This window comes from Clavibacter sp. AC415 (genome assembly GCF_979252985.1).
This window is the reverse complement of the sequence record NZ_CEEDAR010000022.1, coordinates 54,258-80,983: the sequence shown is the minus strand read 5'-3', so window position 1 is coordinate 80,983 and position 26,726 is coordinate 54,258. Positions and strand designations below refer to the sequence as shown.

The following is a 26,726-nucleotide window of genomic DNA, read 5'->3' as shown; positions in this document are numbered from 1 at the left end:
GGTCGCCTCAGCCTAGCCACGCGGACGCCCCGTCCGACGGGTCGGCCGGGAGGCCCGTTCCCTAGGATCAGGGCATGCCCGCCGATGCCGCCCGCCCCGCCGCCCCCGCCGAGACCACGAGCGCGACGGAGCCGGTCCTGCTCCCGTCGCTCGCGATGCTCGGCACCGGATCCATGAACGGCGCCATCCTCGGGGGCCTCCTCTCGCCGCGGGTGCGGGTCGAGGGCGACGTGCGCGTGACGACCCGCTCCGCGGCCAGCGCGTCGGCCCTCGCCCGGCGTGACGGGGTCTCGGCCGCGAGCGTCGAGGAGGACCCCGAGGCGAACCGTCGCGCGGTCCGCGGGGCCCGCGTCGTCATCGTGGGAGTGAAGCCCCACATGGTGCCGGACCTGCTGCGCGAGATCGCCGACGACCTCGATCCCGGCACCCTCGTGGTGAGCGTCGCGGCCGGCGTCACCATCGCGACGTTCGAGGCGCTGCTGCCGGCGCACGTGGCGGTGGTCCGGTCGATGCCGAACACACCGTCGCTCGTGGGCCGCGGCGTCGCCGGGCTCGCTGCGGGCACGCGCTCGACCCCCGACGACCTGGCCCTCGCGCGCGCGGTGTTCGCGACCGTCGGCGACGTGGTCGAGGTGCCCGAGGACCGGATCGACGCGCTCAGCACGATCTCGGGGTCGGGGCCCGCGTACGTCTTCCTCCTCGTCGAGGAGCTGACGCGCACCGCCCGGGCCAAGGGCTTCAGCCCGGAGGAGGCCCGGGTGCTCGTCCAGGGCACGTTCCGGGGAGCGGTCGAGCTGCTCGCCGCGTCCGACGACGACCCCGCCGAGCTGCGGCGCCGGGTCACGAGCCCGAAGGGCACCACCGAGCGGGCCGTGGAGGTGCTGCAGGCGGCCGACCTGTCGGGGCTCTTCGACCGCGCGACCGACGCCGCCCTCGCGCGGGCGCGGGAGCTCGCGGCGGGCTGACCCGCGCGTCCGCCGCGGGGAGCGCAGCACCCCGCCGGGCCTACGAGAGCGAGGCGAACCGCTCGATGTCGGCGGAGGTGCCGGACACGATGATGAGGTCGTGGTTCGAGACGACGGTCTCCGCGGTCGCGTAGGTGAACGGCTTGCCGGGCGTCTTCACGCCGACCACGGTGATGCGGTAGCGGCGGCGCACGGACGACTGCGGCGAGCGCGAGCCCGCGGATCGGCTTCGGCGGGTACATCTTGGCGAGCACGAAGTCGTCGTCGAACTCGATGAAGTCGAGCATCCGCCCCGACACGAGGTGCGCCACCCGCTCGCCCGCCTCTGCCTCCGGGTAGATCACGTGGTTCGCGCCGATGCGCTCGAGGATCTTGCCGTGCGACTGGCTGATGGCCTTGGCCCAGATCTGGGGGATCTTGAGGTCCACCAGGTTCGCGGTGATGAGGACGCTCGCCTCGATGGAGGAGCCGACCGCGACCACCGCGATGGAGAAGTCCTTGGCGCCGAGCTGCTGCAGCGCCTCGATGTTGCGCGCGTCGGCCTGCACCGCGTGCGTGACCCGGTCGGACCACTTCTGCACGAGTCCCTCGCTCGCGTCGATCGCGAGCACCTCGCGGTCGAGGCGGGCCAGCTGGCCGGCGGTCGCGGCGCCGAAGCGGCCGAGGCCGATCACGAGCACGGGGGCGTTGTGGGGGATGCGTTCGCCCATGGGGGGCCTTCCTGGTGCGGCGGTGCGGTGGGTGGGGCAGGTGCGGGGGACGCGGGTCGGCGGGTCAGCCGACGATGGGCCGCTCCTCGGAGCGCTGGAACAGCTGGCGCCGCGTGCTCGCGGCCAGGGCGGCGGCGAGCGTCACGGTGCCGACGCGGCCCAGGAACATGGTGGCCGCGAGCACGTACTTCGCGGGATCGGTGGCCTCGGCCGTGAAGCCCGTGCTGAGGCCGGAGGTGGCGAAGGCGGAGATCGCGTCGAACAGCACGTAGTCGAGGCGCTCGCCGGAGATCTGCAGCAGCACGATGCTGCTGAGCGCGACCGTGGTGGCGCCCCACAGCACGATGCTCACCGCGAGTCGGAGCACGTCGCTCGGGATGCGGCGCTCGAAGACCTCCATCGACTCGCTGCCGCGGGCCTCGGCGAACGCGGCGAGGAACAGGATCGCCAGGGTCGTGACCTTGATGCCGCCGGCGGTGGACGCGGATCCGCCGCCGATGAACATGAGCATGTCCGTGACCAGCAGGCTCGCGTTGCCGAACTCGGCCATGTCGAGCGTCGAGAACCCGCCCGAGCGCGTCATGACGGAGAGGAACAGCGCCTGGAAGCCGTGCTGCACCGGGTCCATCAGCGCGAACGTCCGCTTGTTGTCCCACTCGAGGATCACGTAGGCGAGCGTGCCGAGGACGATGAGGATCAGGGACGTCCAGAGCGTCAGCTTCACGTGCACCGAGAAGCGGCGCGGCTTCCGCCACCCGCGGTAGACGGCGTAGATGACGGGGAAGCCGATGCTGCCGAGGAAGACGCCGACCATGAGGAGGCTGAGGAACCAGTAGTCCTGGTGGTACAGCTCGAACCCGGCCTCGCTGAAGACGAAGCCGGTGTTCGTGAACGCCATGAGCGAGTAGTAGAAGGCGTCGAGGGCCGCCTGGCCGACCGGGATGCCCTCCAGCAGGATCCGGGGGAAGAGGAGCGCCGCGATGGACAGCTCGATGACGAGGGCGCTGATCGCGACCGTGAGCAGCAGCGTGCCGATCTCGCCGAGCTTCACGGCCTGGCCCTCGGCGACGGGACCGTGGTGGATGCGCAGGGGGTTGCTGTCGCTCGCCGCCATGAGCCGGGCCTTGAGGCCGAGGCGGCGCGACACGATGAGCCCCATGATCGATGCCAGCGTGAGCACGCCGATGCCGCCGATCTGCACGCCGAGCGCGATGAAGGCGTGGCCGAGCGGGCTCCAGTACGTGGCCATGTCGACCGTCGCGAGGCCCGTGACGCAGATGGCGGAGACGGCCGTGAAGAGGGCGTCGGCGAACGGAGCCGCGTCCCCCGACGTCGTCATGCCCGGGAGCATGAGGATCGTGGTGAGCGTGAGCACCAGCGCGGCGAAGATGAGGATCGCGAAGCGCGCGGGCGTGGAGTGCGCGAAGTAGTCGAGGAAGTCGCGGATGCGTCCCAGCAGGGGTCGCCCGTGATCCGGCCTGACGCGCATGGTCCCCTTGTCCGTTCGACGGCCCTGGGGCCCGGTTCGCCATGGTACTGCGAGCGCGGGACGGAATACCCTTCGGGCATGGCTGACATCTTCGACGTCGTGTCGGATCCCACCCGCCGCGACCTCCTCCGCGTGCTGCTCGACCGACGCGCGGTGCCCGAGGCGCCCACGGGCGAGATCAGCGTCTCGGAGCTCGTGCAGACCCTCGGGCTCAGCCAGCCGACCGTCTCCAAGCACCTGCGGGTGCTCCGCGACATCGGCCTCGTGTCGGTGCGGGAGGAGGGGCAGCACCGCTACTACCGGCTGGAGCCGGCGCCGCTCGAGGAGCTCGACGCCTGGATCGCGCCCTTCGTCGACGACGGCCGCGACGACCCGGCGCTCGACGACGGAGCCGCCGATCCCGACACGGGCCTCCTCGGCGGGGACTCTCGCGGGACCCCGACGAGGACGGGGACCACGACCCGGCCGGCTATCCGTTCGCCGCGTCCCTCGGCCGGATCTGGGCGGACACCCGGTACCAGGCGGCGGCCGCCGTGCACGACGCGACGCGGGTCGCGGGCACCGCGGGGCAGGCGGGTCTCGGCCGTCTGCGGGGCCGGAAGCAGGGGAACGCGCGGGACGCGTGATGCAGGATGTGACACGATGGACACGCGTCCATCCGGACCCCTAGACTCGCGCACCAGCGCCCGCATCGCGGGTGCTCCACGGCCCGTGAGCCGGTCACGCAGAACGAGGAGTCGATCCGCCCATGTCGCGTGACCTGTCCGACGTCCGATTCCTCACGGTGGCCGAGGTGGCGGAGATGATGCGCGTCTCCAAGATGACCGTCTACCGCCTCGTGCACTCCGGCGACCTGCCCGCCATCCGCTTCGGCCGCTCGTTCCGCGTGCCGGAGTCCGCCGTCCTCGCCGCGATCGACCCGTCGAACGCGGTGCCCGGCCAGCCCGGCGAGGCGTCGCGTCACACCGGCATGTCGGATGTCGGCTGACTTCCTCTGAGGCTATTTTCCGCGGGTCACCAGAGCCCGCGCGTTCCGTCCGGCAACAGATGAGGTGCCCCTATGGGTTCAGTGATCAAGAAGCGTCGCAAGCGCATGGCGAAGAAGAAGCACCGCAAGCTGCTTCGCAAGACGCGCCACCAGCGTCGCAACAAGAAGTAGAGCGGACGCGTCCATGAGGGCGCAGCACGCGAGGAGAGGACGCCGACCCGGAGACGGGGCGGCGTCCTCTTCGTGCGTCCAGCGGCATGCGGGCGTCGGTGCCGGTCGTGGTGCTGCGCCGGTCACGGAGCGCGGCGGTCACGGGGCGGCGGGGCCCGCAGCCCGCGCGGCCTCGCGGCGCACGCGTCGACGGGCGTCGCGGATGCTCGCGCGTCGCAGCCGGAGGGACGGCCAGCCGGATCCGCGGGCGTGGGCCGCGAGCGCCTGGTCGGGGTTCACGACCACGGGGTGCCCGACGAGCGTGAGCAGCGGGATGTCGTGCCGGGAGTCGGAGTACGCCCAGCAGTCGTCCGGTGCCGCGCCGGTGCGTGCCAGCAGGGAGCGCGCGGCGTCGGCCTTGTGCGCGCCGTGCAGGAACTCGCCGTCGAGGCGGCCGGTGTAGGCGCCGTCGCGCACCTCGAGGGCGCTGCCGAGCGCGCCCGTGAAGCCGAGGCGGCGCGCGATCACGTCGGCCAGGAACGCGGGCGACGCGGTCACGAGCCAGACCTGGTGGCCCTTCGCGAGGTGCTCCTGCGCGAGGCCGAGCGTCTCCGGCCAGACCGTCCGCGCGGTGTGCTGCTCGTAGATGGCGTCGGCGAGGCGGGCCATGTCCGCGACCGTCACGCCCGTGACCACCTCGAGGCCGCGGGCGCGCGCCGAGGCGAGGTGGCGGTCGTTCTCCCCACGGGCCTTGAAGCGCGCGTGCTTCCAGCCCGCGCCGACGATGTCGCGCACCGTGAGCAGCCCCGCCGCCCGCAGCCCGCGCACGAGGTGGAACACGCTCGCGCCGTGGATGAGGGTGTTGTCCACGTCGAAGAGCGCGAGGACCGGGGTGCCCGCCTGCTCGACCATGATCGCCTCAGCGTAGGCGACGCTCCTGCGCCGGCCGTCCGGGCGGCGGAGCGCGGGCGCTCGCCTACGCTGGACGGATGAGCGCCACCGTCCTCACCCTCGTCGGCAAGCCCGGCTGCCACCTCTGCGACGACGCCCGGGAGGTCGTGACGCAGGTGCTCGGCGGGCTCGACGCGACGCGGGCCGCCGAGGTGACGCTGGAGGAGCGCAGCATCCTCGACGACCGGGCGCTCGCCGACCGGTACGCGGAGGAGATCCCCGTGCTGCTCATCGACGGACGCGTGCACAACTACTGGCGCATCGACGCCGACCGGCTGCGCACGGCACTCGACGCCCGCTGACCCGGCGCGGGCGGGCTCCCGTCCCGGCGGAGGCGGCCGGGCGCGGATAGGGTCGGGGCATGACCCTGCGCCACGTCGTCTCCTGGAAGCTCGCCGACCGCGATCCCGCTGCCCTCGACCGCGACGCCGCCCGCGTCGCCGAGGCCCTCGGCACCCTGCCGGCCTCGTGCCCGGCATCCGCTCGTTCCAAGTGGGGCGCGACGTGGTCCGGATCCCGCGCGCAGCCACGACCTCGTGCTCATCGCCGACTTCGACGACCGCGCCGCGCTCGACGCGTACGACGTGCACCCGGAGCACCAGCGGGTCGCGGCGTTCGTGCGGAGCCTCGTGGCCTCCGCGGCGTCGGTGGACTTCGAGGTCTGATCCCGGCGGGCGCCCGACCCGCGGGCGCGGCCCTCGCGCTCCCGCCGGGAACCGCTGTCGCGTTCCGGTCGACGCATCGCGGCGGGGCGGGGCTGGCGGCTGGTCAGGACCAGCGGCGGGTCGCTACCAGCGGCGGATCAGGACCGGCTGCGGGCCGCTACCCGCGGTGGGTCAGGTCCGGCTGCGGGCCGTGGCGCCCGACGCGCCTGTAGCGCTCGTCCCGCGCGCCGCGCCGTCGACGCGTCGACCACGCAGCACGGCCGCGGCGAGGAAGGCGGCGGCGAGGACGATCTCGAGGATCCAGTAGGCGGCGCCCGTCGTGCCCTGGAGGAGCAGGAGGCCGTAGGTCCCCTCGGCGGCCAGGACGAGGCTCAGCACGGCGACGCCCACGACGACCCAGCCGCGACCCGCATGCCGCACGAGGGCGGCGGCGAGCCCGATGACGGGGCCGGCCACGAGACCGACCGGGATCCACATGGACGAGAGCGGATCGGCGAGGAAGTACCCGCGCCAGAGGCTCACGACGCCGTACGCCTCGACCATGGCGACGAAGGAGACGGCGCCGAGCAGCGCCCCGAGCGGCGGGCGGGCACCGGAGGCCCACACCAGGAGGAAGGCGAGCATGCTCGAGCCGCCCGCGGAGTTCGCGAACGGGCGGACGGGGTCGGGCAGGAAGCCCTGCGCCGGGCTGGTGAGGCCGCCGACGACGAGGCTCGCCACGAGGACGATCGCGGCGGCACGGAGCGCGGTGCGCCACGTCTCCCGCGACCGGGGGCCGGGCGTCGACGCGGGGCGGGCGCCGGCGTCCCGGAGCGTGGTGCGGGGATCGGGTCGGGTCATGGCACCACCCTCCCAACGGGCGCGCGACCGGTCGTCGGCCGCGGGGAGGATCCGCGTCCCCACTCGGATGCAGGCGGGGTCAGCCTCGCGGCAGCGCCCGCTCGAGGATCCGCACGGCCTCGTCCGCGGGGACGGTCCAGGAGACGGTGGCGGTGATCCGGGCCACGCCGTCGTCGGAGATGCTCGTGTCGGCGAAGTCGACCTGCACGTCCCGCACCTCCCGGCTGATGATGGTCGCGGACTCGGCGGCGGCGAGGATCGCCTCGTCGTCGTAGGGGAGGTTCGTGAGGGCCATGGGCGTCCTTGGGGAGGTGAGGGCGTGCCGGGAGTGCGCCGCGCGGTCGCGCGGCGGGTCAGTCGGGGTGGATCGCGGGATGCGGCGTGGTGCCGGCCGCCGGCTCCGGCAGCAGGTGGAGGCCGGACCCGGTGTTCGCGGCAGTCCATGAGGACGTCCACCCAGGCCGGGTTGATGGCCGGTGAGCGGCTGCCGGAGAACCGGAAGTGCAGCGGGAGCTCGGGCGCCACCCACACGGTGCTGCGCCCGTCGCCCTCGGAGGCCGGGTACTTCCACGAGAACGCGAAGCTCTCCCGGCGGCGGAGCTTCGCCAGCATGACGATCTGCAGGTGCGCGAGGGCGCGGTCGTCGATGGTGGTGCGCGTGGTGCTGTCGAAGATCAGCTGACCCATCGGGCGGTCCTTCCGTGTCCCGTCCAGAGCCCGTCGGGTCGCGGGATCGTCCTATCCCGCGGCGTCCACGGCTGCTCGGCGACCCGCGGGCGAGGGCGACGAGCTCTGGAGCCGACATTACGGCACCTGGGGAAGAACGGACTCCCGGGAACGGCGGACGGCCCGACCCCCTGCGCGGGGATCGGGCCGTCCGGTGGAGCGGGACCTACGGGGCGAGCCGGTTCGGACCCCGGAAGAGGTACGTGACCTCGCGCAGGTTCGACTGGTGCAGCAGGAGCATCAGCACGCGGTTGAGGCCCATGCCGAAGCCGCCGTGCGGGGGCACGCCGTAGCGGAAGAAGTCGAGGTACGAGCCGAGCTCCTCGGGGTCGAGGCCCTTCTCGCGGGCCTGCGCCTCGAGCACCTCGACGCGGTGCTCGCGCTGCGCGCCGGTGGTGATCTCGACGCCGTTCCAGATGAGGTCGTAGCTGTTCGTGATCGTCGGGTCCTCGGCGTTCCGCATGTGGTAGAACGGCCGGATCGACGACGGGTAGTCCGTGAGGAACACGAACTCGTGGCCGAACTCCTCCATCACGTGCGCGGCGATCTGGCGCTCGCCCTCGGGGTCGAGGTCGTCGTCCGCACGGTCGATCACGTGGCCGCGCTTCGCGACGATGTCCTTCGCCTCGAGCAGCGGGATCCGCGGGAACGGCACGGTGGGCACCGTCACCTCCACGTCGAACAGCTCGCGGATCTCGTCGCCGTGCTTCTCCTTCACCGCGGTGAGCGCGGCGACGATGAGCTGCTCCTGGAGCCGGGCGACGTCCTCGTGGCTCTCGACCCAGCTGATCTCCGCGTCCACCGAGGTGAACTCCGTGGCGTGGCGCGAGGTGAAGGAGGGGTCGGCGCGGAACGCCGGTCCCACCTCGAACATCTTGCCGAAGCCCGCGGACTGCGCCATCTGCTTGAAGAACTGGGGGCTCCTGCGTGAGGTACGCGACGCCGTCGAAGTAGTCGACCTTGAAGAGCTCGGCGTTCGACTCGGAGGGCGTGGCCATGAGCTTGGGGGAGAAGACCTCGATGAAGTCGTGCTCCACCCAGTAGGTGCGCAGCGCGTGCACGAGCGTGGTCTGCACGCGGAAGATCAGCGAGTTGCGCGGCGCGCGCAGGTCGATGAAGCGCCAGTCGAGGCGCTTGTCGATGGACGAGTCGGCCGCGATGGGCGTCTCGGGGATGGCCGCGCCGGCGACCTCGATGTCGGCCAGGCCGATCTCCAGGCCGCCGAGCTTCACGCGCTCGTCGTGCTTGAGCGTGCCCGTCGCGGTGAGGAACGTGCCTGCGGCGAGGCCGGAGATGGTGTCGGCGGTCGCGTCCTCGTCGCCCTGGCGCTTGTAGGTGAGCTGCACCGCGCCGGACTCGTCGCGGAGGATCACGAACTGGATCTTCTTCTGGTCCCGGACGGTCTCGACCCATCCGGAGACGGCCACGTCCCCGTCGTCGAGGGCGGCCAGGTTCTTGATCAGGGTACGGGAGGTCACGGTCGTCGAGTCTATCCGCGCCGCCGTCCGGCGGGTCGCCCCGCGGGCCGCCTAGCCTGGAGGGGACGGCGCCGCGGCGCGCGGCCGCCGCACCCGGTGCAGGGGAGCCGCCATGCAGATCGACCTCAACAGCGACCTCGCCGAGTCCTTCGGCCGCTGGACCCTCGGCGACGACGACGCGATGCTCGACGTCGTCTCGAGCGCCAACGTCGCGTGCGGGTTCCACGCCGGGGATCCGCTGGTCATGCTGCACGCGCTCGAGCGCGCCGCGCGGAACGGGGTGGCGGTCGGTGCGCACGTCGCCTACCGCGACCTGGCGGGCTTCGGGCGGCGCGACCTCGACGCGTCGCCCGCCGAGCTCACGGGCGACGTGCTCTACCAGCTGGCCGCGATCTCCGGCATGGCGCGCACGGTCGGAGCGCGGGTCTCCTACGTCAAGCCGCACGGCGCCCTCTACAACCGGATCGCGCACGACCCCGTGCAGGCGCAGGCCGTGGTCGATGCCGTGGTCGCGCTGGATCCGGGCCTCCCCGTGCTCGGCCTGCCCGGCTCCGAGATCCTCCGGTTGGCGGGTACCGCCGGCCTGCCGACCCGGATCGAGGCGTTCACCGACCGGGCCTACACGCCCGCGGGGGCGCTCGTCTCCCGGCGGCGGGAGGGGTCGGTCATCCACGACCCCGCGGAGGTCGCGGCGCGCTCGGTGCGGATGGCGACCGAGGGCACGGTCGTGGCGATCGACGGATCGGTGGTGCGGCTCGACCCCGACTCGCTGTGCCTGCACAGCGACACCCCGGGCGCCGTGGACCTGGCGCGCATCGTGCGGGACGCTCTCGAGGCCGCGGGCGTGGAGGTCCGGCCGGTGCCGGACGCCGACGGCCGAGCGTCAGCCCATGCGTCCGAGTCCGCTGCGGCCGAGGCCCCCGGATCCCGCGCGCTCCCCGCCCGCCACCGGCGCGCCCTGTGACCCTCCGGCTCCTCCCGTGCGGCGACGCGGCCGTGATGCTCGACCTCGACTCGCTCGACGAGGTCCTGCGCCTCCAGCCCGTGCTCGACGCGACGCGGCCCGCGGGCGTCGTCGACATCGTCCCGGGCGCGCGCACCATCCTCGTCACCGTGGATCCCGACGTGCTGACGCTCGCCGCGGCCCGCTCCTGGGCGCTCGCCGCCCGACCCGCCGACGTGGCGGGCGCGCGCGGCGGCGACCCGGTGGAGATCGACGTGGTCTACGACGGCGAGGACCTGGCGGACGTCGCCGCCCTCCTCGGCGTCGACGAGCGCGAGGTCGTCGCGCGGCACACCTCCGGCATCTGGACGGTCGCGTTCGGCGGCTTCGCGCCCGGCTTCGGCTACCTCGCGGGCGTGTCGGGGCTCGAGGTGCCGCGCCGGTCGTCGCCCCGGCCGCGCGTGCCTGCCGGGGCCGTGGCGCTCGCCGGCGAGTTCAGCGGGATCTACCCGCGGGCGTCGCCCGGCGGCTGGCAGCTGATCGGCACCACGCGGGCGGTCCTGTGGGATCCGGAGCGGGAGCCCGCGGCGCTCCTCGTGCCCGGCTCCGCCGTGCGCTTCCGGGAGGTGGCGGGATGACCGGCTTGGAGGCCGCGCGCCGCGGACGACGCGCCGCGGCCGCGTCGGCTCCCGCCCTGGTCGTCGAGCGCACCGGCCCGCTGATGCTCGTGCAGGACGCGGGCCGCCCCGGCCACGGCGGCATCGGCGTCTCCCCCTCGGGGGCCCTCGACCCGCGGGCGCTCGCCGACGCGAACCTCCTCGTCGGCAACGACGCCGGCACGGCGGGCCTCGAGATCGTGCTCGGCGGCGCCGTGCTGCGGGCGACCGCCGCGGTGTGGGTCGCCGTCACGGGCGCCGTCGGGCCGCTGGTCCGCACGGTCGGCCGCCGCGCGCGGCCCGCGCCCTACGCCGCCGCCATGCTCCTGGACGCGGGCGACGCGCTCGAGATCGGCGCCGCGGTCGCGGGCATCCGCTGGTACCTGGCGGTGCGCGGCGGGATCGACGCGGCGCCCGTCCTCGGGTCGCGCGCCACCGACCTGCTGTCGCGGGTCGGCCCGGCGGCGGTGGCGGCGGGCGACGTGCTCCCCGTGGGGCCGCCGCCCGCGCGGCCCGTGCCCCCGGTCGACTCGCTCGCCGTGACCGCGCCCGCGGACGGCGAGGTCGTCCTCCGCGTGTCGGCCGGGCCCCGTCTCGACTGGTTCGTCGACGGGGCGTGGGCCGCGCTCCTCGACCGGCCCTGGGAGGTGACCGCCGAGGCCGACCGCGTCGGGGTCCGCCTGGCGGGGGAGCCGCTCGTCCGGCGGATCCCCGGCGAGCTGCCCAGCGAGGGCGTCGTCACCGGAGCGCTCCAGGTGCCGCCGTCGGGCCAGCCGATCCTCTTCCTCGCCGACCACCCGATGACGGGCGGCTACCCGGTGATCGGCGTGGTCGCCCGCGACGACGTCCGGCTGGCCGCGCAGCTGCGCCCCGGCCAGCGCGTCCGCCTCGTCTGTAGGCCGACGCGCCGACCGGGGCGCGGGTGGTGCGGAGGTCAGTACCCGCCGGTGCCGTACATCTGCAGGCTGGTGGTGAAGGCCTCCACGGCCTTGACGATGGAGACGAACGCGACGATGACGATGAGCCCGATCCAGAGCCAGACGGGCGCGAGCGCGTTGGCGGGGGAGCCGGGGATGCGACGGCGGACGACGATCGACCGGCCGATCAGGTAGACGCCGCCTGCGACGGGGATGAACGCCCACGCCCAGTGGAACGGCCGGACGACCCCGCGGCGCGTGAGGTCGCGGTGGTCGAAGTAGGCGAGCGCCACGGAGGCCGCCCACATGAGGAACTGCACGAGGCTGCTGAGCGCCGAGGCGACGGCGACGTCGGGCCGTGGACCACGCGCGCCCATCTCGAGCGCGGCACGGTAGTCGACGGCCAGCGCGAGGAGGATCGAGATCACCGGCAGCGCCGCGAGGATCCACACCGCCCAGGTGAACGGGGAGGTGCCCGCGGGCGCCTGCGGCGGCGGGGTGGGCGCGGCGTAGGCCGGCTGCGCGTACCCGGCCTGCGAGTACGGCTGCTGGCCGGACGGCTGCTGCGAGTAGGGCTGCTGGCCCGACGGCTGCTGGGAGTAGGGCTGCTGCGAGTACGGCTGCTGCGCCGCTTGCGGGCTGACGGGCGGCGCGACCGGCGGCACGTGGGCGGTGGCGGGAGCTGCCTGCTCCGGATCGCGGCCCGCTTCCGTCGAGGACGACGTCGCGGCGGAGGAGGCAGCGGGGCTCGCCGCGGCCGGGACGTCCGTCAGGTGGTCCGTCCACCGCGTGCCGTCCCACCAGCGCAGGCGGTCGGATCCGGCGGGGTCCGCGTACCATCCCGCGGGCGTGGAGGGTGTTCCGGTCGAGTCAGTCACGAGTGCTCCTTGCGAGGTGCGGCATGCAGGTGGGGCGTCGGACGCGCGCGGGCACGGACGCTGGAGGTCACACTACCCACGTCGGCCTGGACCCGGGCCGACGGACGCGGCCCCCGTCCACGGCGCCGCGGGCCGCCGCGGGAGGCCCCGATCACGTAGCCGCGCGCCGCCGCGCGCGGCCTCCGTCCGCGTCCCGGGAGCCGCCGCGCGAGGCCCCGTTCACGTCGCCGGGAGCCGCCGCGCGAGGTACGGCGCGGTGCGGCTGCCGGCCGTGTCCGCGACCTCCCGCGGGGTGCCCTGGGCGACGATCCGGCCGCCCTGGTCGCCGCCGGACGGGCCGAGGTCGATCACCCGGTCGGCGTCCGCGACCACGTCCATCTCGTGCTCGACGACGACGACCGTGTTGCCCGCGTCGACGAGGCCCTGGAGCTGGCGCAGCAGGAGCACGACGTCGGCCGGGTGCAGCCCCGTGGTCGGCTCGTCGAGCAGGTAGAGCGTGTGGCCGCGGGGCGCCCGCTGCAGCTCGGTGGCGAGCTTGATCCGCTGGGCCTCGCCGCCGGAGAGCTCGGTCGCGGGCTGGCCGAGCCGCAGGTAGCCGAGGCCCACGTCGCGGAGCGTCGCCAGGGCGCGCTCGGCGAGCGGCACGTCCACGAGGAAGCCGTGGGCCTCGTCGACCGTCATCGCCAGCACGTCGGCGATGGACCGGCCGCGGTACTCGACCTCGAGCGTCCCCGGCTCGTACCTGGCGCCGTGGCAGGTGGGGCACGGCCCGTACGACCCGGGCAGGAAGAGGAGCTCGACCGTCACCGAGCCCTCGCCCTGGCACGTCTCGCAGCGCCCGCCCGCCACGTTGAAGGAGAAGCGGCCGGCGCCGTAGCCGCGGGCGCGCGCCGCGTCGGTGGCGGCGTACGTGCGCCGGACCGCATCGAAGAGGCCCGTGTAGGTGGCGAGCGTCGAGCGCGGGGTGCGGCCGATGGGGCGCTGGTCGACGGACACGAGCCGGTCCACCGCCTCGGCGCCCTCGACGCGGGCGATCCGCGCGGCTCCCGACGCGTCGTCGTCGCCGTCCGCCTGCTCGACGACCACGCGGTCGGGCGCGAGGGAGGCCCGCAGGAGGTCGGGGAGGACGCGGCTCACGAGAGTCGACTTGCCGGATCCGGAGACGCCCGTCACGGCGACCATCACGCCGAGCGGGATCTCGACGTCGAGGTCGACGAGGTTGTGCAGCGTCACTCCCGTCGCGCGGATGGTGCCGGTGGGCGTCCTGGGGGTCCGGGCGGCGCGCGGCGGCGCGAGGTCGGGGAACAGGTGGGGGCGGGTCGCGGAGGCCTCCACCTCGCGGAGGCCGTCGACCGGGCCGCTGTAGACCACGGATCCGCCCGCCTCGCCGGCACCCGGGCCGACGTCCACGATCCAGTCGGCCTGCCGCACGACGTCCATGTCGTGCTCCACCACGAAGACCGAGTTGCCGGAGTCGCGCAGCTGCGCGAGCACCTCGAGCAGCGGCTCGGCGTCGGCCGGGTGGAGGCCGGCCGATGGCTCGTCGAGCACGTAGACGACGCCGAACAGGCCCGACCGCAGCTGCGTCGCGAGCCGGAGCCGCTGCATCTCGCCGGGAGACAGCGTGGTGGTGACGCGGCCGAGGCTCAGGTAGCCGAGGCCGAGGTCCACCAGCACGGCGAGGCGCCCGACGAGGTCGGTGGTGATGGTGACGGCCACGTCGCCCATGCCCGGGGCGGGTGCGATGGCGGCGGCCAGGTCCGCGAGCGTCAGCGCGTTGAGCTCCGCGATGCTGCGGCCGGCGAAGGTCACCGCGAGCGCCTCGGGCGTGAGCCCGCTGCCGCCGCACCGCTCGCACGTGCCCGAGACCATGTGCGCGAGCGCCGCCTCGCGCAGGCGCGGGCTCGCGGAGTCGGCGAGCGTGTGCAGGACGTAGGCGCGGGCGCTCCAGAAGCGGCCGTTGTACGGCTTCGCCACGCGGTCGCGCTGCGGGGTGATCTGCACCACCGGCTGCTCCTCGGTGAAGAGGATCCAGTCGCGGGCGTCCCGCGGCAGGTCCCGCCAGGGGACGTCGACGTCGTGGCCGAGCGCGATCGTGATGTCGCGGAGGTTCTTGCCCTGCCAGGCGCCCGGCCACGCGGCGATCGCGCCGTCGCGGATGCTGAGCGACGGATCCGGCACGAGCGAGGCCTCCGTGACGGTGTGCGCGACGCCGAGGCCGTGGCACACCGGGCACGCGCCCGCGGCGGTGTTGGGGGAGAAGGCATCGGAGTCGAGCCGGCCCTGGCCGGCCGGGTAGGCGCCGGCGCGGGAGAGGAGCATCCGCAGCGAGTTGGAGAGCGTGGTCACCGTGCCGACGGTCGACCGCGTGCTGGGCGCCCCGCGGCGCTGCTGGAGCGCGACGGCGGGCGGCAGCCCGGTGATGCTGTCGACGTGCGGGGTCTGCTCCTGCCGGATGAGGCGGCGCGCGTACGGCGCGACCGACTCGAAGAAGCGGCGCTGCGCCTCCGCGTACACCGTGCCGAAGGCGAGGGACGACTTGCCCGAGCCGGAGACGCCGGTGAACGCGACGATGCGGTCGCGCGGGATGTCGACGTCCACGTCGCGGAGCGTGTTCTCCGCCGCACCGCGGACCCGGACGAAGCCGTCGGCGCGGTCGTCGGGAGCGGATGCGGGCGGGGTCGTTCCGGTGGGAGGCACCTGCTCGACCCTATGCGGGTCGGCGGACGTCGGCGCACCGGCCGGCAGCGGGGCGCGCTCGGGCGCCCGAGCGCGACCGGCCGCATCGCCCGACCGGCCGCCCGCGCGGGATCAGCCGAGCGCGCGCCGGGCCTCGAGGAGGGTGGGGAAGTCGCCGACGTCGCGTCCGAGGCGGTCGGTGACGTGGAAGCCGACGCCCCACCGCTCCTCGGACATGCCGGCGAACTCGTCGCCGCGTCGGGCGACCCAGAGGCCGGCGGCGACGGGGGACCAGCTGATGCCGGGCACGTCGGTCTGGCCGGGTGCGGTCTGCGTGAGAGCCATGGCTCCTCCTTCTCGCGGCTCGTCGTCGAGCCCGCGCTGTCGTCCGCGTCGGGGGTGCGCGCCGCGGATCGGGTGGATGTCGAATGTATGCGCACTAACGACTAGTGGGCATTGTTCCGAGCGGATCCGCAGGAAGGCCGTCCGCGGAGCGATCCCGGGCCGGGCAGCCCGGCCTCCACGACGCGAAAGGGCCGCCCGCGACGTGCGTCGCGGGCGGCCCTGTCGTCGTGCGCGGGGATCACCCCCGGATGTACGTCTCCAGCTCCGGGATGCGGAGCTTCGCGAGGCACTTCTTCTCGATCTGGCGCACGCGCTCGCGGGTCACGCCCAGCTGCTGGCTCACGAACGCGAGCGAGCGCGGCTCGAAGCCGGCCAGGCCGAAGCGCATCCGCACGACCTCGGCGTCGCGCTCGGCGAGCCCGTCGATGAGGCGCGTGACGTGCGCGGCCATGAGCTGCTGCGTCACCACGTCGATGGGCTGCGTGACGTCCGCGTCCTCGATGAGGTCGGCCATCTCGGTGTCGCCGTCACCGCCGCTGCCGCCCACGAGGACCTGCAGCGACATGGGCTCCTGCGCGCGGTCGAGGAGGTAGCGCACCTTGGTGACGGGCGTGTCCGACTCGCGCGCGATCTCCTCCATGGAGGGGTCGCGGCCGAGCTCCACCGCGAGCTCGCGCTGCACGGCGTTGATGCGGTTGATGTGCTCCACGGTGTGCACGGGGATCCGGATGGTGCGGCTCGTGTCGGCCATGCCGCGGGTGATGGACTGCTTGATCCACCACGACGCGTAGGTCGAGAACTTGAACCCGGCCTGGTAGTCGAACTTCTCGACCGCCCGGACGAGGCCCATGTTGCCCTCCTGGATGAGGTCCAGGAACGGCAGGCCGCGGCCCGTGTAGCGCTTCGCGATGCTGACGACGAGGCGGAGGTTCGCGTTCACGAGGTGCTGCTTGGCGCGCATCCCGTCCTGGGCGAGCGTCTGGAACTCGCGCCGCTCGGCGGGCGTGAGGCCGTCGCGGGTGTCGAGCACCTCCTGGGCGAGCACGCCCACCTCGATGCGGCGCGCCACGCTCACCTCCTGCTCGGCGGTGAGCAGCGGCACGCGGCCGATCTGGCGGAGGAGTCCTTGACGGCGTCGGTGCTGGCGCCGGGGGTGACGAGCGAGGGCTCGGGGAGGTCGCTGTCCGCGTACGGATCCACGGGGCCGACGGCCTCGATCCGGTCCAGCGCGGAGTCGGTGGTGGTGTCGGAGGCCGTCGGCCTGGTCGGTGTCATCGTCATGGTGCCCGTTCCTTCCGCGCCGTCCCGGACGGCATCGTCATGCGGGCCCCTGTCCGTGAGACGGGGGTCGCGGCGGGGTCCCGTGTGCCACGGGGCTCTCGCCAGGAGGCCGTTCCCGACCTCGAGCACCTAACTTAGCGTGCGATTCCTTTGGGGCCCAAACGTTCGTATACGCATGTAACATCCGGTCGGTGCCGGTCGCGGGAGCCCGGCCCCCGCCGGTGCCCGCAATCGTATCGGGGACTAATGGTTAGCGCAGGGGGATTGCGCCGGATCCTCGGCGGTTGTACATCCACCCGACACCTACACTTGACGGGTGGTCGCCTCACGAATCCATCTCGTCCGTCACGGCGAGGTGCACAACCCGCACGGGGTCCTCTACGGACGCATCCCGGGATACGGCCTCTCCGAGCTCGGCCACCGGATGGCCGACGCCGCGGCACGTGCCCTCGAGGAGAGCGTGCGCACCCTGTCGACCGGCGTCATCGCGTCGCCCCTGCAGCGCGCGCAGGAGTCCGCTGCTCCCTGGGCCGAGCGCTTCGCCCTCGAGGTCGCCACCGACGAGCGGGTCATCGAGCCCACCAACCGCTTCGAGGGGTCCCGCTTCCCCTCGCCGGCGCGCATCGCGCGCTCGCCGCGCCTCTGGCCCCTCGTCGTCGACCCGGTGAAGCCCAGCTGGGGCGAGTCGTACCGCTCCATCGCGGCCCGCATGGCCGACGCGGTCAAGGCGGCGTACCGCTCCGTGCCGGACGGCGACGTCGTCATCGTCAGCCACCAGCTCCCCATCTGGATGGTGCACCTCTCCCTCGCGGGCGAGCGCCTCTTCCACGACCCGCGCCAGCGCCGCTGCGCGCTCTCGAGCATCACCACGGTCGAGCGCGTGGGCGACCGCTTCGTCGAGACCGGCTACCTCGACGCGGCCGCCGGCCTGACCGACCTCGCGGTCGACACGGGGGCCGTGTGATGCGGGGCGTCCGCCGCCCGCGCCGCCTCCTCGCCGTGGCCGCGACCGCCGCCCTCGCCGCCGTGGTCCTCGCCGGCTGCGCGGAGGATCCGCTCGCCGCCCAGTACCGCAGCGGCAACAACGAGCGCTACATCGCGGGCGACGGCACCTTCACCGAGGTCCCCCGCGCGGACCGCGCCGACCCGGTCGAACTTCTCCGGCACGCTCTCGGACGGCACCGAGATCTCCTCGGACGACTACCGCGGCTCCGTCACGGTCGTCAACTTCTGGTACGCCGAGTGCCCGCCCTGCCGCCTCGAGGCGAAGGACCTGCAGGCCGCCAGCGAGGAGCACGCGCCGGACGGCGTGAGGTTCCTCGGCGTCAACACCCGCGACCAGGCGCCGAACGTCGACTCGTTCGACCGCACCTACGGCATCACCTACCCGTCCGTCCTCGACGTCGAGGACACGTCCATGCAGCTCGCCTTCGCCGGCACCATCGCGCCGAACGCCGTGCCCGCCACCATCGTGCTCGACCGCGAGGGCCGCGTCGCCTCCCGGGCGCTCGGACAGATCGACCCCGGCGTCCTGCGCACCCTCGTGACCGACACGGTCGCGGAGGCGGCGGGGTGGGTGGACCAGATCCAGGGGGCCCTCTCGGGCCAGCTCCTCGTCGCGGTGCCCCTCGCGCTGCTCGCGGGACTGGTCGCGTTCGCCTCCCCCTGCGTGCTCCCGCTCGTGCCCGGCTACCTCGGCTACATCGGCGGCATGGCCGAGGCGAAGGGCGGATCCGCGACGCGGCGCCGCCGGCCGATCGGCACGGCGCTGTTCGCGCTCGGCTTCTCCGCCGTCTTCGTCGTCACGACGCTCGTCTCCGCGACGGCCGGGTTCTGGCTGATGCGCTGGCAGGACCTCATCACGCGGATCCTCGGCGTCGTCCTCATCGTCATGGGGCTCGTCTTCACGGGGCGGCTCGGCTTCCTGCAGCGCGAGGTCAAGGCCTCGTGGCGCCCAGGCGACGGGCCTCGCGGGCGCGCCGCTGCTCGGCGTCGTGTTCGGCATCGGCTGGGCGCCCTGCATCGGCCCGACCCTCGCGGTCGTCATCTCCATGAGCCTCACCTCCGCCGACGCGGGCCGCGGCGTCCTCCTCGGCGTCGCCTACTGCATCGGCCTCGGCGTGCCGTTCCTGCTCGCGGCCCTCGGCCTCGGCTGGATGACGCGCACCGTCGGGTTCCTCCGCCGCCACATCCGCACCGTCAACCTCGTCGGGGGCGCCGGTGCTCGTCCTCATCGGCCTGCTCATGGTCTCGGGCCTCTGGTCGGCGTGGATGCTCCAGCTCCAGGGGGTGATCGCCCAGTATGTCCCGACCATCTGACCACGTCGACTCCCCGCGGCCCGCGCCGCGCGAGGGGGCGCCCATCGCGCAGCCGAAGCTCGGGTTCCTGGGCACGCTGCGCTGGTTCTGGCGGCAGCTCACGAGCATGCGCACCGCGCTGTTCCTGCTGCTGCTCCTCGCCTTCGCCGCGATCCCCGGATCCCTGGTGCCGCAGCGCAGCTCCGACCCGAACGGCGTCACCCAGTTCCGGGTCGACAACCCCGACCTGTACCCGGCGCTCGACCGGGCTGCAGGTGTTCGACACCTACAGCTCGGTCTGGTTCTCCTCCATCTACCTGCTGCTGTTCATCAGCCTCATCGGCTGCGTCGTGCCCCGCGCCAAGCACCACCTCGACGCGCTCCGCCAAGCGCCGCCGAAGACGCCCGCGCGCCTCTCGCGCCTCGCCGGGTACACGACGCGCACGACCACCGCCGATCCCGTCGACGCCATCCGCCAGGCCCGCGCGCTCCTGAAGCGCCAGCGGTACCGCACGGTCCTCGTCGACGACGCGTCGGCCGCGGGAGGCGTCCTGTCCGTCTCCGCGGAGCGCGGGTACCTGCGCGAGACCGGCAACCTCGTGTTCCACTCGGCCCTCGTCGGCATCCTCGTCACGGTCGGCGTCGGCGGCGGCTTCGGCTACTCCGGCCAGAAGGTCCTCGTGGAGGGCCGGTCTCGTTCGTCAACACGCTCTCCACCTTCGACTCCTTCAACCCCGGCCGGTTCTTCGACGACTCGGCGCTCACGCCGTACCGCGTGAAGCTCGACGCGCTGCACGTGGAGTACGAGCAGGAGAACCCCAACGCGATCGGCCAGCCGCTCGACTTCACGGCCGACGTGACCGCCGACGTGCCGGGCGGGTCGCCCCAGGAGCGCGAGGTCAAGGTCAGCGAGCCGCTCGCCATCGGCGGCACCGACATGTACCTGCTCGGCAACGGGTACGCGCCCCGCGTGACCGTGCGGGATCCCCAGGGCACGGTCGTCTACAGCGCCGACGTCCCCTTCCTCCCGCAGGACGCGAAGCTCACCTCGCTGGGCGTCGTCGAAGGTGCCGGACGGCCTGCGCGAGCAGGTCGGGATGCTCGGCTTCTTCTACCCGACCCAGGGGGCGGAGAAGGCCCCGTTCTTCTCCTCCTACCCCGACCTCGACAACCCGCTTTTGACGCTCAACGTCTACACGGGCGACCTCGGGATCGACGGCGGCGTGCCCACCTCCGTCTACACGCTCGCCACGGGCGACCTCACGCAGCTCACCGGCGGCAAGACCGGCGTCGCGTCCATCGAGCTGTCGCCGGGCCAGACGGCCGACCTGCCGGACGGGCTCGGGCAGCGTCAGCCTCGACTCGGTGCCGCGCTTCGTCTCCTTCGACGTGCACCACGACCCGACGCAGGGCTGGGTGCTCGCCGTTCGCGATCCTCGTGCTCGGCGGCCTGCTCACCTCGCTCTTCGTCCCGCGCCGACGCGTGTGGGTGAAGGCGGTGCCGCAGGCCGACGGGTCCACCACCCTCGAGTACGCGGGCCTCGCGCGCGGCGAGGACCCCACGCTGGAGGCCGCGGTCGCGGCCCTGGCCGAGCGGCACGTGACCGGCCTCGAGCCGGGCCGGGTGTCAGGAGCGGAAGCTAGGCTCTCATCGTGAACACGGCCATGCTCGACGACGTCTCCCTCATCGCGCTCCTCGTCGCGATGGGGCTCTACGCGGCCGCGTTCGTCGCGTTCGCCCTCGACCTGGCGGCGCGGCGCTCGGCGCTCGTCGCCGACGCGGCCACCGCCGCCGCGCGCCAGCCCTCCGCCGTCGGCGCCACCGCCGCCCGCCGCGGCGGCGCCGCCACGCTGGAGCGCGGACCCGCGCCGCGCGGACGCGACGCCGCCGACGGCGCGGGGTGCCGGGCCGGACGCGCCCGTCGCGCCGGGTCGCTCCGTCAGCCTCAACGTCGCCATGGTCCTCCTCGGCGTCGGCTTCGTCGCGCACGCGGTCGCGACGGTGCTCCGCGGCCTCGCCGCCTCCCGCGTGCCGTGGGCCAACATGTACGAGTTCGCCATGACGGGCACGCTGCTCATCCTCAGCGTCTACCTCATCGTGCTCACGCGCCGCGACCTGCGGTTCCTCGGCACCTTCGTGACGCGCCTCGTCCTCATCCTGCTCGGCGTGGCCGTGGTCCAGTACCGCGTCGAGGTGGCGCCGCTTGCCGCCGTCGCTCCAGTCCTACTGGCTCGTCATCCACGTCTTCGTGGCCGCGCTCGGCACGGGCTTCTTCGCCCTCGCGTTCGCGCTGTCCGGCGTGCAGCGGCCGCAGTTCCGGCGCGAGTCGCTCGCGGCCGAGCGCCCGCGCCGCCGAGATGCGCCTTCCTCGCCACGCTGCCGGACTCCGTCACCCTCGAGTCCATCGCCTACCGCCTCAACATCGTGGGCTTCATCTTCTGGACCTTCACGCTCATGGCCGGCGCCATCTGGGCTGAGCGCGCCTGGGGCCGCTACTGGGGCTGGGACACCAAGGAGGTCTGGACCTTCATCATCTGGGTCCTCTACGCCGGCTACATCCACGCGCGGGCCACGCGCCTGGCTGGCGCGGGTCGCGCTCCGCATGGCTGGCCATCATCGGCTTCTCCGCCGTCATGTTCAACTTCGGCGTCGTGAACGTGTTCTTCAAGGGCCTGCACACCTACAGCGGCCTGTAGGCGGCCGGCGCGTCATCCGCGCGCGGCCAGCACCGCGTGCGTGCGGCGGATCCGCTCCGTCCACCATGCCCGGCGCTCGACGTCCACGGCGTGCGCGTCGAGGAGCCGCGCGTCCGGCGCCACGCGGCGCACGGGGATCCGGCCGTCGACCGGCACGAGCGGCTCCGCCGTCACGTCCTCGACGAAGAGCGAGACCGTGCCGAGGCCGCAGTCGTGGGGGAGGTCCGGGATCGCCGCCGCGAGGTGCGCGGCCATGGAGATGCCCACGCTCGTGTCGAGCGCGCTGGAGACGACCACGGGGAGGCCCGCCTCCCGCGTGATGCCGAGCGCGCGGTGGATGCCGCCGAGCGGCTGGGCCTTGATCACGAGCAGGTCGGCCGCGCCCGCCCGTGCCACCCGCAGCGGGTCCTCGGCCTTCCGCACGCTCTCGTCGGCGGCGACGGGCACGCCGAGGTGGCGGATCCGGCCGCGCAGCTCGGCCATCTCCTCCACCGAAGCGCAGGGCTGCTCCACGTACTCGAGGTCGTGCTCCGCCAGGGCGTGGACGGCGTGCTCGGCCTCGTCGACCGTCCACGCGGCGTTCGCGTCGATGCGCACGCGGCCCTCCGGTCCCAGCAGTCGCCGCACCTCGGCGACCCGCGCCACGTCGTCGGCCAGCACCGTCCCGCGCTCCGCGACCTTCACCTTCGCCGTGCGGCAGCCGGGGAACCGCGCCAGCACCTCGGCCACGCGCGCGGCCTCCACCGCGGGGATGGTCGCGTTGACGAGCACGTGGTCGCGGAGCGGGGCGGGGGGCGCCGTCCACCCGAAGTCGATCGCGGCCTCGAGCCACGCGGCGGACTCGGCGTCGTCGTACTCGACGAACGGCGAGAACTCCGTCCAGCCGAGCGGGCCCTCCAGGAGCGCGGCCTCGCGCACGTCGAGGCCGCGGAAGCGCGTGCGGAGGGGGAGGCGACGAAGCGGACGGTGGCGAGCAGGTCGTCGATCGGAGGCAGCATGGGACCAGCCTCGCACCCGGCGCCGGTCCTGCACCCGGGACCGGTGTGGCACCCGGCGCGTGTCCCGCGCCCGGCATAGGTCCCGCACCCGGCACGTGTCCCGCACCCGGCACGTGTCCCGCACCCGGCGAATAGGCTGGGCGCATGGTGAAGCAGGTCTCCGACATCCACGATCCCACCCGCTGGCGCGACGTCCCCTGGCGGAGGGCTTCACCGACATCACGTACCACCACGACCTCGCGGGCCGGGTGGCGCGCATCGCCTTCGACCGCCCCGAGGTGCGCAACGCCTTCCGGCCGCGCACCGTCGACGAGCTCTACCAGGCGCTCGACGACGCCCGCCAGGACCCCCGCATCGGCGTGGTGCTGCTCACCGGCAACGGCCCGAGCCCGAAGGACGGCGGCTGGGCGTTCTGCAGCGGCGGCGACCAGCGCATCCGCGGGCGCGACGGGTACCGGTACGCGGAAGGCGAGACCGCCGAGGGCGTCGACCCGACGCGCGCGGGTCGCCTGCACATCCTCGAGGTGCAGCGCCTCATCCGCTTCATGCCGAAGGTCGTCATCGCCGTGGTCCCCGGCTGGGCGGCCGGCGGCGGCCACTCGCTGCACGTCGTCTGCGACCTCACCCTCGCCTCCGCCGAGCACGCCCGCTTCGAGCAGACCGACGCCGACGTGGGCTCGTTCGACGGCGGCTACGGATCCGCCTACTTCGCCCGCCAGGTCGGCCAGAAGGCCGCGCGCGAGGTCTTCTTCCTCGCCGAGGAGCACAGCGCCCAGCGGATGCTCGAGATGGGCGCCGTCAACCGGGTGGTGCCGCACGCCGAGCTGGAGTCCACGGCGCTCGAGTGGGCCGAGACCATCCTCGGGAAGTCGCCCACCGCGATCCGCATGCTGAAGTACGCGTTCAACGCGGTCGACGACGGCATGGTCGGCCAGCAGGTGTTCGCGGGCGAGGCCACGCGCCTCGCCTACGGCACCGACGAGGCCGTCGAGGGCCGCGACTCCTTCCTCGAGAAGCGGGCGCCCGACTGGTCGCCGTTCCCGTGGCAGTTCTGATCCGACGGGTCCTCCACCCGTGAGGCGGCTGGAGCGGCTGACCGCGCACGGCGCCGACGTCGTGCCGCTCCTCCGTGCGGCGCTGGCGGGCGACGGCCCCGCCCTCCTCGCGCGGCTGGTCGACGCGCCCGACGCCGGCGATCCGCCGGCGCCCGCGGAGGTCGAGCGCCGCGTCGCGCTCGTCGTGGAGACGTCGGGCACGACGCGGCGGCCCAAGCGCGTCGCGCTGTCCTCCGACGCCCTCCTCGCGAGCGCCGCGGCGTCGCAGACCGCGCTCGGGGCGCCCGGTCAGTGGATCCTCGCCCTGCCGACCCACTACATCGCCGGCCTCCAGGTGCTCGTGCGCTCCATCGCGGCGGGCACCGCACCGGCGGTCCTCGCTCCCGGGCGCTTCGACCCGCGGGCGTTCGCGGACCTCGCCGCGTCCCTCGACGCCCGGGTCGCCCGGTACACGTCGCTCGTCCCGACGCAGCTGCACCGCCTCGTCGAGGCGGCGGAGGGCGGGCCCGGAGGCGAGGCGGCGCGCGTCCGCGACGCCGTCCGGCGCATCGACGCGGTCCTCGTGGGCGGCCAGGCCACGCCGCCGCACCTGGCGGACCGCGCCGCGGCGCTCGGATGGCGCGTGGTCCGCACCTACGGATCGAGCGAGACCGCCGGGGGGTGCGTCTACGACGGCGTCCCGGTCGCCACCGCGGAGGTCGCCGTCGTCGACGGCCAGGTGGAGCTGGCGGGGCCCATGCTCGCGGAGGGGTACCTGGGCGACCCCGGCGCGACCGATGCCGCGTTCGGCGAGCACGACGGCCGGCGCTGGTACCGCACGGGCGACGGCGGCGAGCTGGTGGACGGCGTCCTCCGCATCACGGGTCGACTCGACGACGTGGTCATCTCGGGCGGCGAGAAGCTCCGGCTCGCGGCCGTGGAGGAGGCCGTGCGGTCGCTCGCCGGCGTCGAGCCGCGCCTGGGCGAGGCCGTCGCGGTGCCCGGCGAGCACGCCGGGTGGGGGCAGCGGCCCGTGGTGTTCGTGCCGGGGCGCGGTGGATCCGGCCCTGGCGGAGCGGGTCCGGGCCGACCTCGCCGCGCGCCTGGGTCGCGTGGCGGGATCCACGCTCGTCCGCGGAGTCGACCCGCTGCCCACCCTGCCGTCGGGGAAGCCCGACCGCCGCGCGCTGCGGGTCCTGGCGGACGGCGACGCGGGCGCCTGACCCGCCGTCGGCGCGGGCGCCCCACCCGGACGCCCGCCCGGACCCGGACGCCCGCCCGGACCCGGACGCCCGCCCGGACCCGGACGCCCGCCCGGACATGACGAGGGGCCGGATGCACCGCATCCGGCCCCTCGCCCCTCAGGAGGGACGTCCCTCGAGGAGGTCCTACTTCTTGAAGACGTCCTTCACGTTCTCGCCGGCCTGCTTGGCGCTGGCTCCGGCCTGCTTCGCTTCGCCCTCGGCGACCTTGCTGTCGTCGCCGGTCAGCTTCCCGAAGGCCTCCTCGGCCTTCCCCGCGAGCTTCTCGCCGGTGTTCTGGGCCTTGTCGTCTGCACTCATGCATCGCTCCTTCGTTCGGTGGATGGGACGTCTCCGACGCTACGCCCGCTCGCGGCCGCCGTCACCCGGCTCCCACCGGACGCACGGGTGGCGGCCCCAGGGCCCGCCCCGCGGCACGGCCCGTGGGAGGATGGGGTCATGGCCACCCGCACCCCCGATGCCCGCGCGAAGGGCCTCCTGTCCTGGCTGATCCTCGCGGTGGCGGTCGTCATGGCCGCGTTCACCGTCGCGATCCTCGTCGCCGCCGTGCAGGTCGACGGCGTCCGCCAGGTCAGCGGCGCGCTCGCGGCCGGCGGACTGGCGACCCTCGTCGCGGTGGTGGCCTTCGTCGACCAGCGCCGCAAGGTGCGGGCGCGACCCGCACGGCCGAGCTGTCCGCCGCGACCGGCGCCTACCGACTCGCCCGGCGCGTCCGGCGCGGACGTGCCGGCGGCGATGTGCCGCGACCGGGACGACGGACGCCGTCAGTCGATGAGCCGGAGCGCCACGAGGCGCTCCAGGGCCTGCCTGCCCCGCGGGCGGGCATCGGTGCGCGTCCGCGGATCCGACGAGCTCCACCTCGGCCACCTCGCCCGACGCCACGGGCTCCTGCCGGGTGCCCTCCCGCGCCTCCGGCGCGGTAGACCGTCATGCCGACGAGGCGACCGGCGTGAGCGCCGTGCGCGTCGGCGAGCGCCGTGAACAGGTCCTCGATGGTGGCGGGGTCGACGTCGAGCCCGACCTCCTCGGCCGCCTCGCGCACGAGCGCCTGCCTGGGCGCCCTCGCCGGGCTCTGATCCTCCCTCCCGGGAGGTAGAGCACGTCCTGTCCCTCGACGCCGCACCATGAGCACCCGCCGGTCGCGCACGAGGGCGAGCGCGGCCACGCGCAGGGGGCGCTGGTCGGGGAGCGGCGGCGGTGGCCCGGTGAGCGGGACCGGGGGCGTCGCCGTCGTCGAGGTCGTCATCGTCGTCGTCGTCGATGACGGGGACTGACGACGCGTCGGGCGGGGTCGGGCGTCGTGGTCACGCGGTCCTCCTACGGTCCGTCGAGGCTCGTGCGAGCCGCCCGCTCCACGTCGAGCAGGGCCACGACCACGGTATCGGCCCAAGCCCCGCGCTCCCACCTGTCGTGGACCAGGAGCGCCTCCCGCCGCATGCCGAGGCGGGCGGCGAGGGCCAGGGCGGTCGTGTCCGCGGCGTCGACGCGGCAGGCGACGCGGTGCACGCCCGCCTCGGCGAACGCGAGCTCCAGGATCCGACCGGCCGCCTCCGTCGCGAGGCCCGCGCCGCGCGCGTCGTCGTGGAGGACCACGCCGAGCTCGGCCTGCCGGGCTCCGGGATCGCGCAGCAGGAGGTGCACCTCGCCGACGACGCGCGCCGGGCGGGGACCCTGGGCGGGCAGCTCGATCGCGAGCGCCAGCCGGTCGCCGACCGCCCGCGAGGCGGGTCCAGCGCAGTCGCTCGGCGAGCATGCGCGCGGGGTCGGCGGCGGATC

Annotated in this window: 22 protein-coding genes and 11 pseudogenes; 17 read left to right on the top strand and 16 right to left on the bottom strand. The window is 74.3% G+C overall.

Annotation, left to right across the window (positions count from 1 at the left end; all coding sequences use genetic code 11):
- The first annotated feature begins 155 nt into the window (after window positions 1–155).
- Window positions 156–965, top strand: coding sequence for a pyrroline-5-carboxylate reductase (proC, locus tag ACZ411_RS15370; protein ID WP_464171520.1), 810 nt, complete (start codon window positions 156–158; stop codon window positions 963–965).
- Between the two features lie 40 nt (window positions 966–1,005).
- Here proC and ACZ411_RS15365 read toward each other — a convergent pair.
- Window positions 1,006–1,675 (bottom strand): annotated as a pseudogene (locus ACZ411_RS15365) (potassium channel family protein).
- A gap of 64 nt (window positions 1,676–1,739) precedes the next feature.
- Window positions 1,740–3,164, bottom strand: coding sequence for a TrkH family potassium uptake protein (locus ACZ411_RS15360; protein WP_094115010.1), 1,425 nt, complete (start codon window positions 3,162–3,164; stop codon window positions 1,740–1,742).
- A 78-nt stretch (window positions 3,165–3,242) separates the two neighbouring features.
- Between ACZ411_RS15360 and ACZ411_RS15355 the strand changes: the two genes are divergently transcribed.
- The 3 genes from ACZ411_RS15355 to ACZ411_RS15345 all read left to right on the top strand — a co-directional run bounded on the left by ACZ411_RS15355 (window position 3,243) and on the right by ACZ411_RS15345 (window position 4,323).
- A complete protein-coding gene (locus tag ACZ411_RS15355) occupies window positions 3,243–3,923 on the top strand; it encodes an ArsR/SmtB family transcription factor (protein ID WP_464171481.1) in 681 nt (226 codons plus the stop codon).
- Entirely contained in the window at window positions 3,913–4,152 is a 240-nt protein-coding gene (locus ACZ411_RS15350) for a helix-turn-helix domain-containing protein (protein WP_094115012.1), read from the top strand. The genes ACZ411_RS15355 and ACZ411_RS15350 overlap by 11 nt, the downstream gene beginning before the upstream one ends.
- A gap of 72 nt (window positions 4,153–4,224) precedes the next feature.
- On the top strand, window positions 4,225–4,323 hold the full coding sequence (locus ACZ411_RS15345; RefSeq protein WP_003792170.1) for a 30S ribosomal protein bS22: 99 nt from the start codon (window positions 4,225–4,227) through the stop codon (window positions 4,321–4,323).
- A 138-nt stretch (window positions 4,324–4,461) separates the two neighbouring features.
- Here ACZ411_RS15345 and ACZ411_RS15340 read toward each other — a convergent pair whose 3' ends face one another.
- Window positions 4,462–5,214 (bottom strand): HAD family hydrolase, encoded by a 753-nt coding sequence (locus tag ACZ411_RS15340; RefSeq protein ID WP_464171477.1) that lies wholly within the window; start codon window positions 5,212–5,214, stop codon window positions 4,462–4,464.
- Window positions 5,215–5,291: 77 nt separating this feature from the next.
- On the opposite strand from ACZ411_RS15340, the gene ACZ411_RS15335 reads away from it, so the two are divergent.
- Together ACZ411_RS15335 and ACZ411_RS15330 are read left to right on the top strand one after the other, a co-directional pair.
- Entirely contained in the window at window positions 5,292–5,555 is a 264-nt protein-coding gene (locus tag ACZ411_RS15335; RefSeq protein ID WP_104289606.1) for a glutaredoxin family protein, read from the top strand.
- 234 nt (window positions 5,556–5,789) lie between these two features.
- Window positions 5,790–5,918 carry a Dabb family protein gene (locus ACZ411_RS15330; protein WP_464171475.1) on the top strand — a complete coding sequence of 43 codons (129 nt, stop codon included), beginning with the start codon at window positions 5,790–5,792 and terminating at the stop codon, window positions 5,916–5,918.
- Window positions 5,919–6,089: 171 nt separating this feature from the next.
- Here the strand turns inward: ACZ411_RS15330 and ACZ411_RS15325 are convergent, their stop codons facing one another.
- The 4 genes and pseudogenes from ACZ411_RS15325 to aspS all read right to left on the bottom strand — a co-directional run bounded on the left by ACZ411_RS15325 (window position 6,090) and on the right by aspS (window position 8,962).
- Window positions 6,090–6,758, bottom strand: coding sequence for a DUF6518 family protein (locus tag ACZ411_RS15325; protein WP_464171518.1), 669 nt, complete (start codon window positions 6,756–6,758; stop codon window positions 6,090–6,092).
- Window positions 6,759–6,837: 79 nt separating this feature from the next.
- On the bottom strand, window positions 6,838–7,053 hold the full coding sequence (locus tag ACZ411_RS15320) for a hypothetical protein (RefSeq protein WP_464171516.1): 216 nt from the start codon (window positions 7,051–7,053) through the stop codon (window positions 6,838–6,840).
- A gap of 200 nt (window positions 7,054–7,253) precedes the next feature.
- Window positions 7,254–7,445 (bottom strand): annotated as a pseudogene (locus ACZ411_RS15315) (DUF7882 family protein); the annotation flags it as partial.
- A 205-nt stretch (window positions 7,446–7,650) separates the two neighbouring features.
- Window positions 7,651–8,962, bottom strand: a pseudogene (gene aspS, locus ACZ411_RS15310) (aspartate--tRNA(Asn) ligase).
- Window positions 8,963–9,074: 112 nt separating this feature from the next.
- On the opposite strand from aspS, the gene ACZ411_RS15305 reads away from it, so the two are divergent.
- From ACZ411_RS15305 to ACZ411_RS15295, 3 genes and pseudogenes are all read left to right on the top strand, one after another.
- Entirely contained in the window at window positions 9,075–9,926 is an 852-nt protein-coding gene (locus ACZ411_RS15305; protein ID WP_464171473.1) for a LamB/YcsF family protein, read from the top strand.
- The gene (locus ACZ411_RS15300; protein WP_464171471.1) at window positions 9,923–10,543 is read left to right on the top strand and encodes a 5-oxoprolinase subunit B family protein; all 621 of its coding nucleotides are present in this window, start codon (window positions 9,923–9,925) and stop codon (window positions 10,541–10,543) included. The genes ACZ411_RS15305 and ACZ411_RS15300 overlap by 4 nt, the downstream gene beginning before the upstream one ends.
- Window positions 10,540–11,391, top strand: a pseudogene (locus tag ACZ411_RS15295) (5-oxoprolinase subunit C family protein); the annotation flags it as partial. The gene ACZ411_RS15300 and the pseudogene ACZ411_RS15295, both read left to right, overlap by 4 nt.
- Before the next feature lie 104 nt (window positions 11,392–11,495).
- On the opposite strand, the gene ACZ411_RS15290 reads toward ACZ411_RS15295, so the two are convergent.
- From ACZ411_RS15290 to ACZ411_RS15270, 5 genes are all read right to left on the bottom strand, one after another.
- Window positions 11,496–12,356, bottom strand: coding sequence for a DUF2510 domain-containing protein (locus ACZ411_RS15290; protein WP_464171469.1), 861 nt, complete (start codon window positions 12,354–12,356; stop codon window positions 11,496–11,498).
- Window positions 12,357–12,575: 219 nt separating this feature from the next.
- Entirely contained in the window at window positions 12,576–15,056 is a 2,481-nt protein-coding gene (locus tag ACZ411_RS15285) for an excinuclease ABC subunit UvrA (protein WP_464171467.1), read from the bottom strand.
- 111 nt (window positions 15,057–15,167) lie between these two features.
- Window positions 15,168–15,380, bottom strand: coding sequence for a hypothetical protein (locus tag ACZ411_RS15280; protein ID WP_094115022.1), 213 nt, complete (start codon window positions 15,378–15,380; stop codon window positions 15,168–15,170).
- A 238-nt stretch (window positions 15,381–15,618) separates the two neighbouring features.
- Window positions 15,619–16,482 (bottom strand): sigma-70 family RNA polymerase sigma factor, encoded by an 864-nt coding sequence (locus tag ACZ411_RS15275; protein ID WP_464171465.1) that lies wholly within the window; start codon window positions 16,480–16,482, stop codon window positions 15,619–15,621.
- Complete coding sequence (locus ACZ411_RS15270; RefSeq protein ID WP_464171463.1) at window positions 16,452–16,661, bottom strand: hypothetical protein; 210 nt, start codon at window positions 16,659–16,661, stop codon at window positions 16,452–16,454. The genes ACZ411_RS15275 and ACZ411_RS15270 overlap by 31 nt, the downstream gene beginning before the upstream one ends.
- 316 nt (window positions 16,662–16,977) lie before the next feature.
- On the opposite strand from ACZ411_RS15270, the gene ACZ411_RS15265 reads away from it, so the two are divergent.
- The 5 genes and pseudogenes from ACZ411_RS15265 to ccsA all read left to right on the top strand — a co-directional run bounded on the left by ACZ411_RS15265 (window position 16,978) and on the right by ccsA (window position 21,615).
- Complete coding sequence (locus tag ACZ411_RS15265; RefSeq protein ID WP_464171461.1) at window positions 16,978–17,625, top strand: histidine phosphatase family protein; 648 nt, start codon at window positions 16,978–16,980, stop codon at window positions 17,623–17,625.
- Window positions 17,625–18,234: pseudogene (locus tag ACZ411_RS15260) on the top strand (TlpA family protein disulfide reductase); the annotation flags it as partial. The gene ACZ411_RS15265 and the pseudogene ACZ411_RS15260, both read left to right, overlap by 1 nt.
- 3 nt (window positions 18,235–18,237) lie before the next feature.
- A pseudogene (locus ACZ411_RS15255) lies at window positions 18,238–18,980 on the top strand (cytochrome c biogenesis CcdA family protein).
- A pseudogene (gene resB, locus ACZ411_RS15250) lies at window positions 18,964–20,616 on the top strand (cytochrome c biogenesis protein ResB). Before ACZ411_RS15255 ends, resB begins: the two co-directional pseudogenes overlap by 17 nt.
- A 300-nt stretch (window positions 20,617–20,916) precedes the next feature.
- Window positions 20,917–21,615, top strand: coding sequence for a cytochrome c biogenesis protein CcsA (ccsA, locus tag ACZ411_RS15245; RefSeq protein ID WP_464171459.1), 699 nt, complete (start codon window positions 20,917–20,919; stop codon window positions 21,613–21,615).
- Between the two features lie 53 nt (window positions 21,616–21,668).
- Here the strand turns inward: ccsA and ACZ411_RS15240 are convergent.
- Window positions 21,669–22,654: pseudogene (locus ACZ411_RS15240) on the bottom strand (o-succinylbenzoate synthase).
- 144 nt (window positions 22,655–22,798) lie between these two features.
- Between ACZ411_RS15240 and ACZ411_RS15235 the strand changes: the two are divergent.
- Both ACZ411_RS15235 and ACZ411_RS15230 read left to right on the top strand, forming a co-directional pair.
- Window positions 22,799–23,709: pseudogene (locus ACZ411_RS15235) on the top strand (1,4-dihydroxy-2-naphthoyl-CoA synthase).
- Window positions 23,710–23,728: 19 nt separating this feature from the next.
- A pseudogene (locus ACZ411_RS15230) lies at window positions 23,729–24,911 on the top strand (AMP-binding protein).
- A 165-nt stretch (window positions 24,912–25,076) separates the two neighbouring features.
- Here the strand turns inward: ACZ411_RS15230 and ACZ411_RS15225 are convergent.
- Window positions 25,077–25,250, bottom strand: coding sequence for a CsbD family protein (locus tag ACZ411_RS15225; RefSeq protein ID WP_015489305.1), 174 nt, complete (start codon window positions 25,248–25,250; stop codon window positions 25,077–25,079).
- A 138-nt stretch (window positions 25,251–25,388) separates the two neighbouring features.
- Here ACZ411_RS15225 and ACZ411_RS15220 point away from each other — a divergent pair, with 138 nt between their 5' ends.
- Window positions 25,389–25,931, top strand: coding sequence for a hypothetical protein (locus ACZ411_RS15220; protein WP_464171526.1), 543 nt, complete (start codon window positions 25,389–25,391; stop codon window positions 25,929–25,931).
- Between the two features lie 79 nt (window positions 25,932–26,010).
- On the opposite strand, the pseudogene ACZ411_RS15215 reads toward ACZ411_RS15220, so the two are convergent.
- A pseudogene (locus tag ACZ411_RS15215) lies at window positions 26,011–26,076 on the bottom strand (hypothetical protein); the annotation flags it as partial.
- A gap of 191 nt (window positions 26,077–26,267) precedes the next feature.
- Complete coding sequence (locus tag ACZ411_RS15210; RefSeq protein WP_464171515.1) at window positions 26,268–26,633, bottom strand: GNAT family N-acetyltransferase; 366 nt, start codon at window positions 26,631–26,633, stop codon at window positions 26,268–26,270.
- Window positions 26,634–26,726 lie beyond the last annotated feature (93 nt).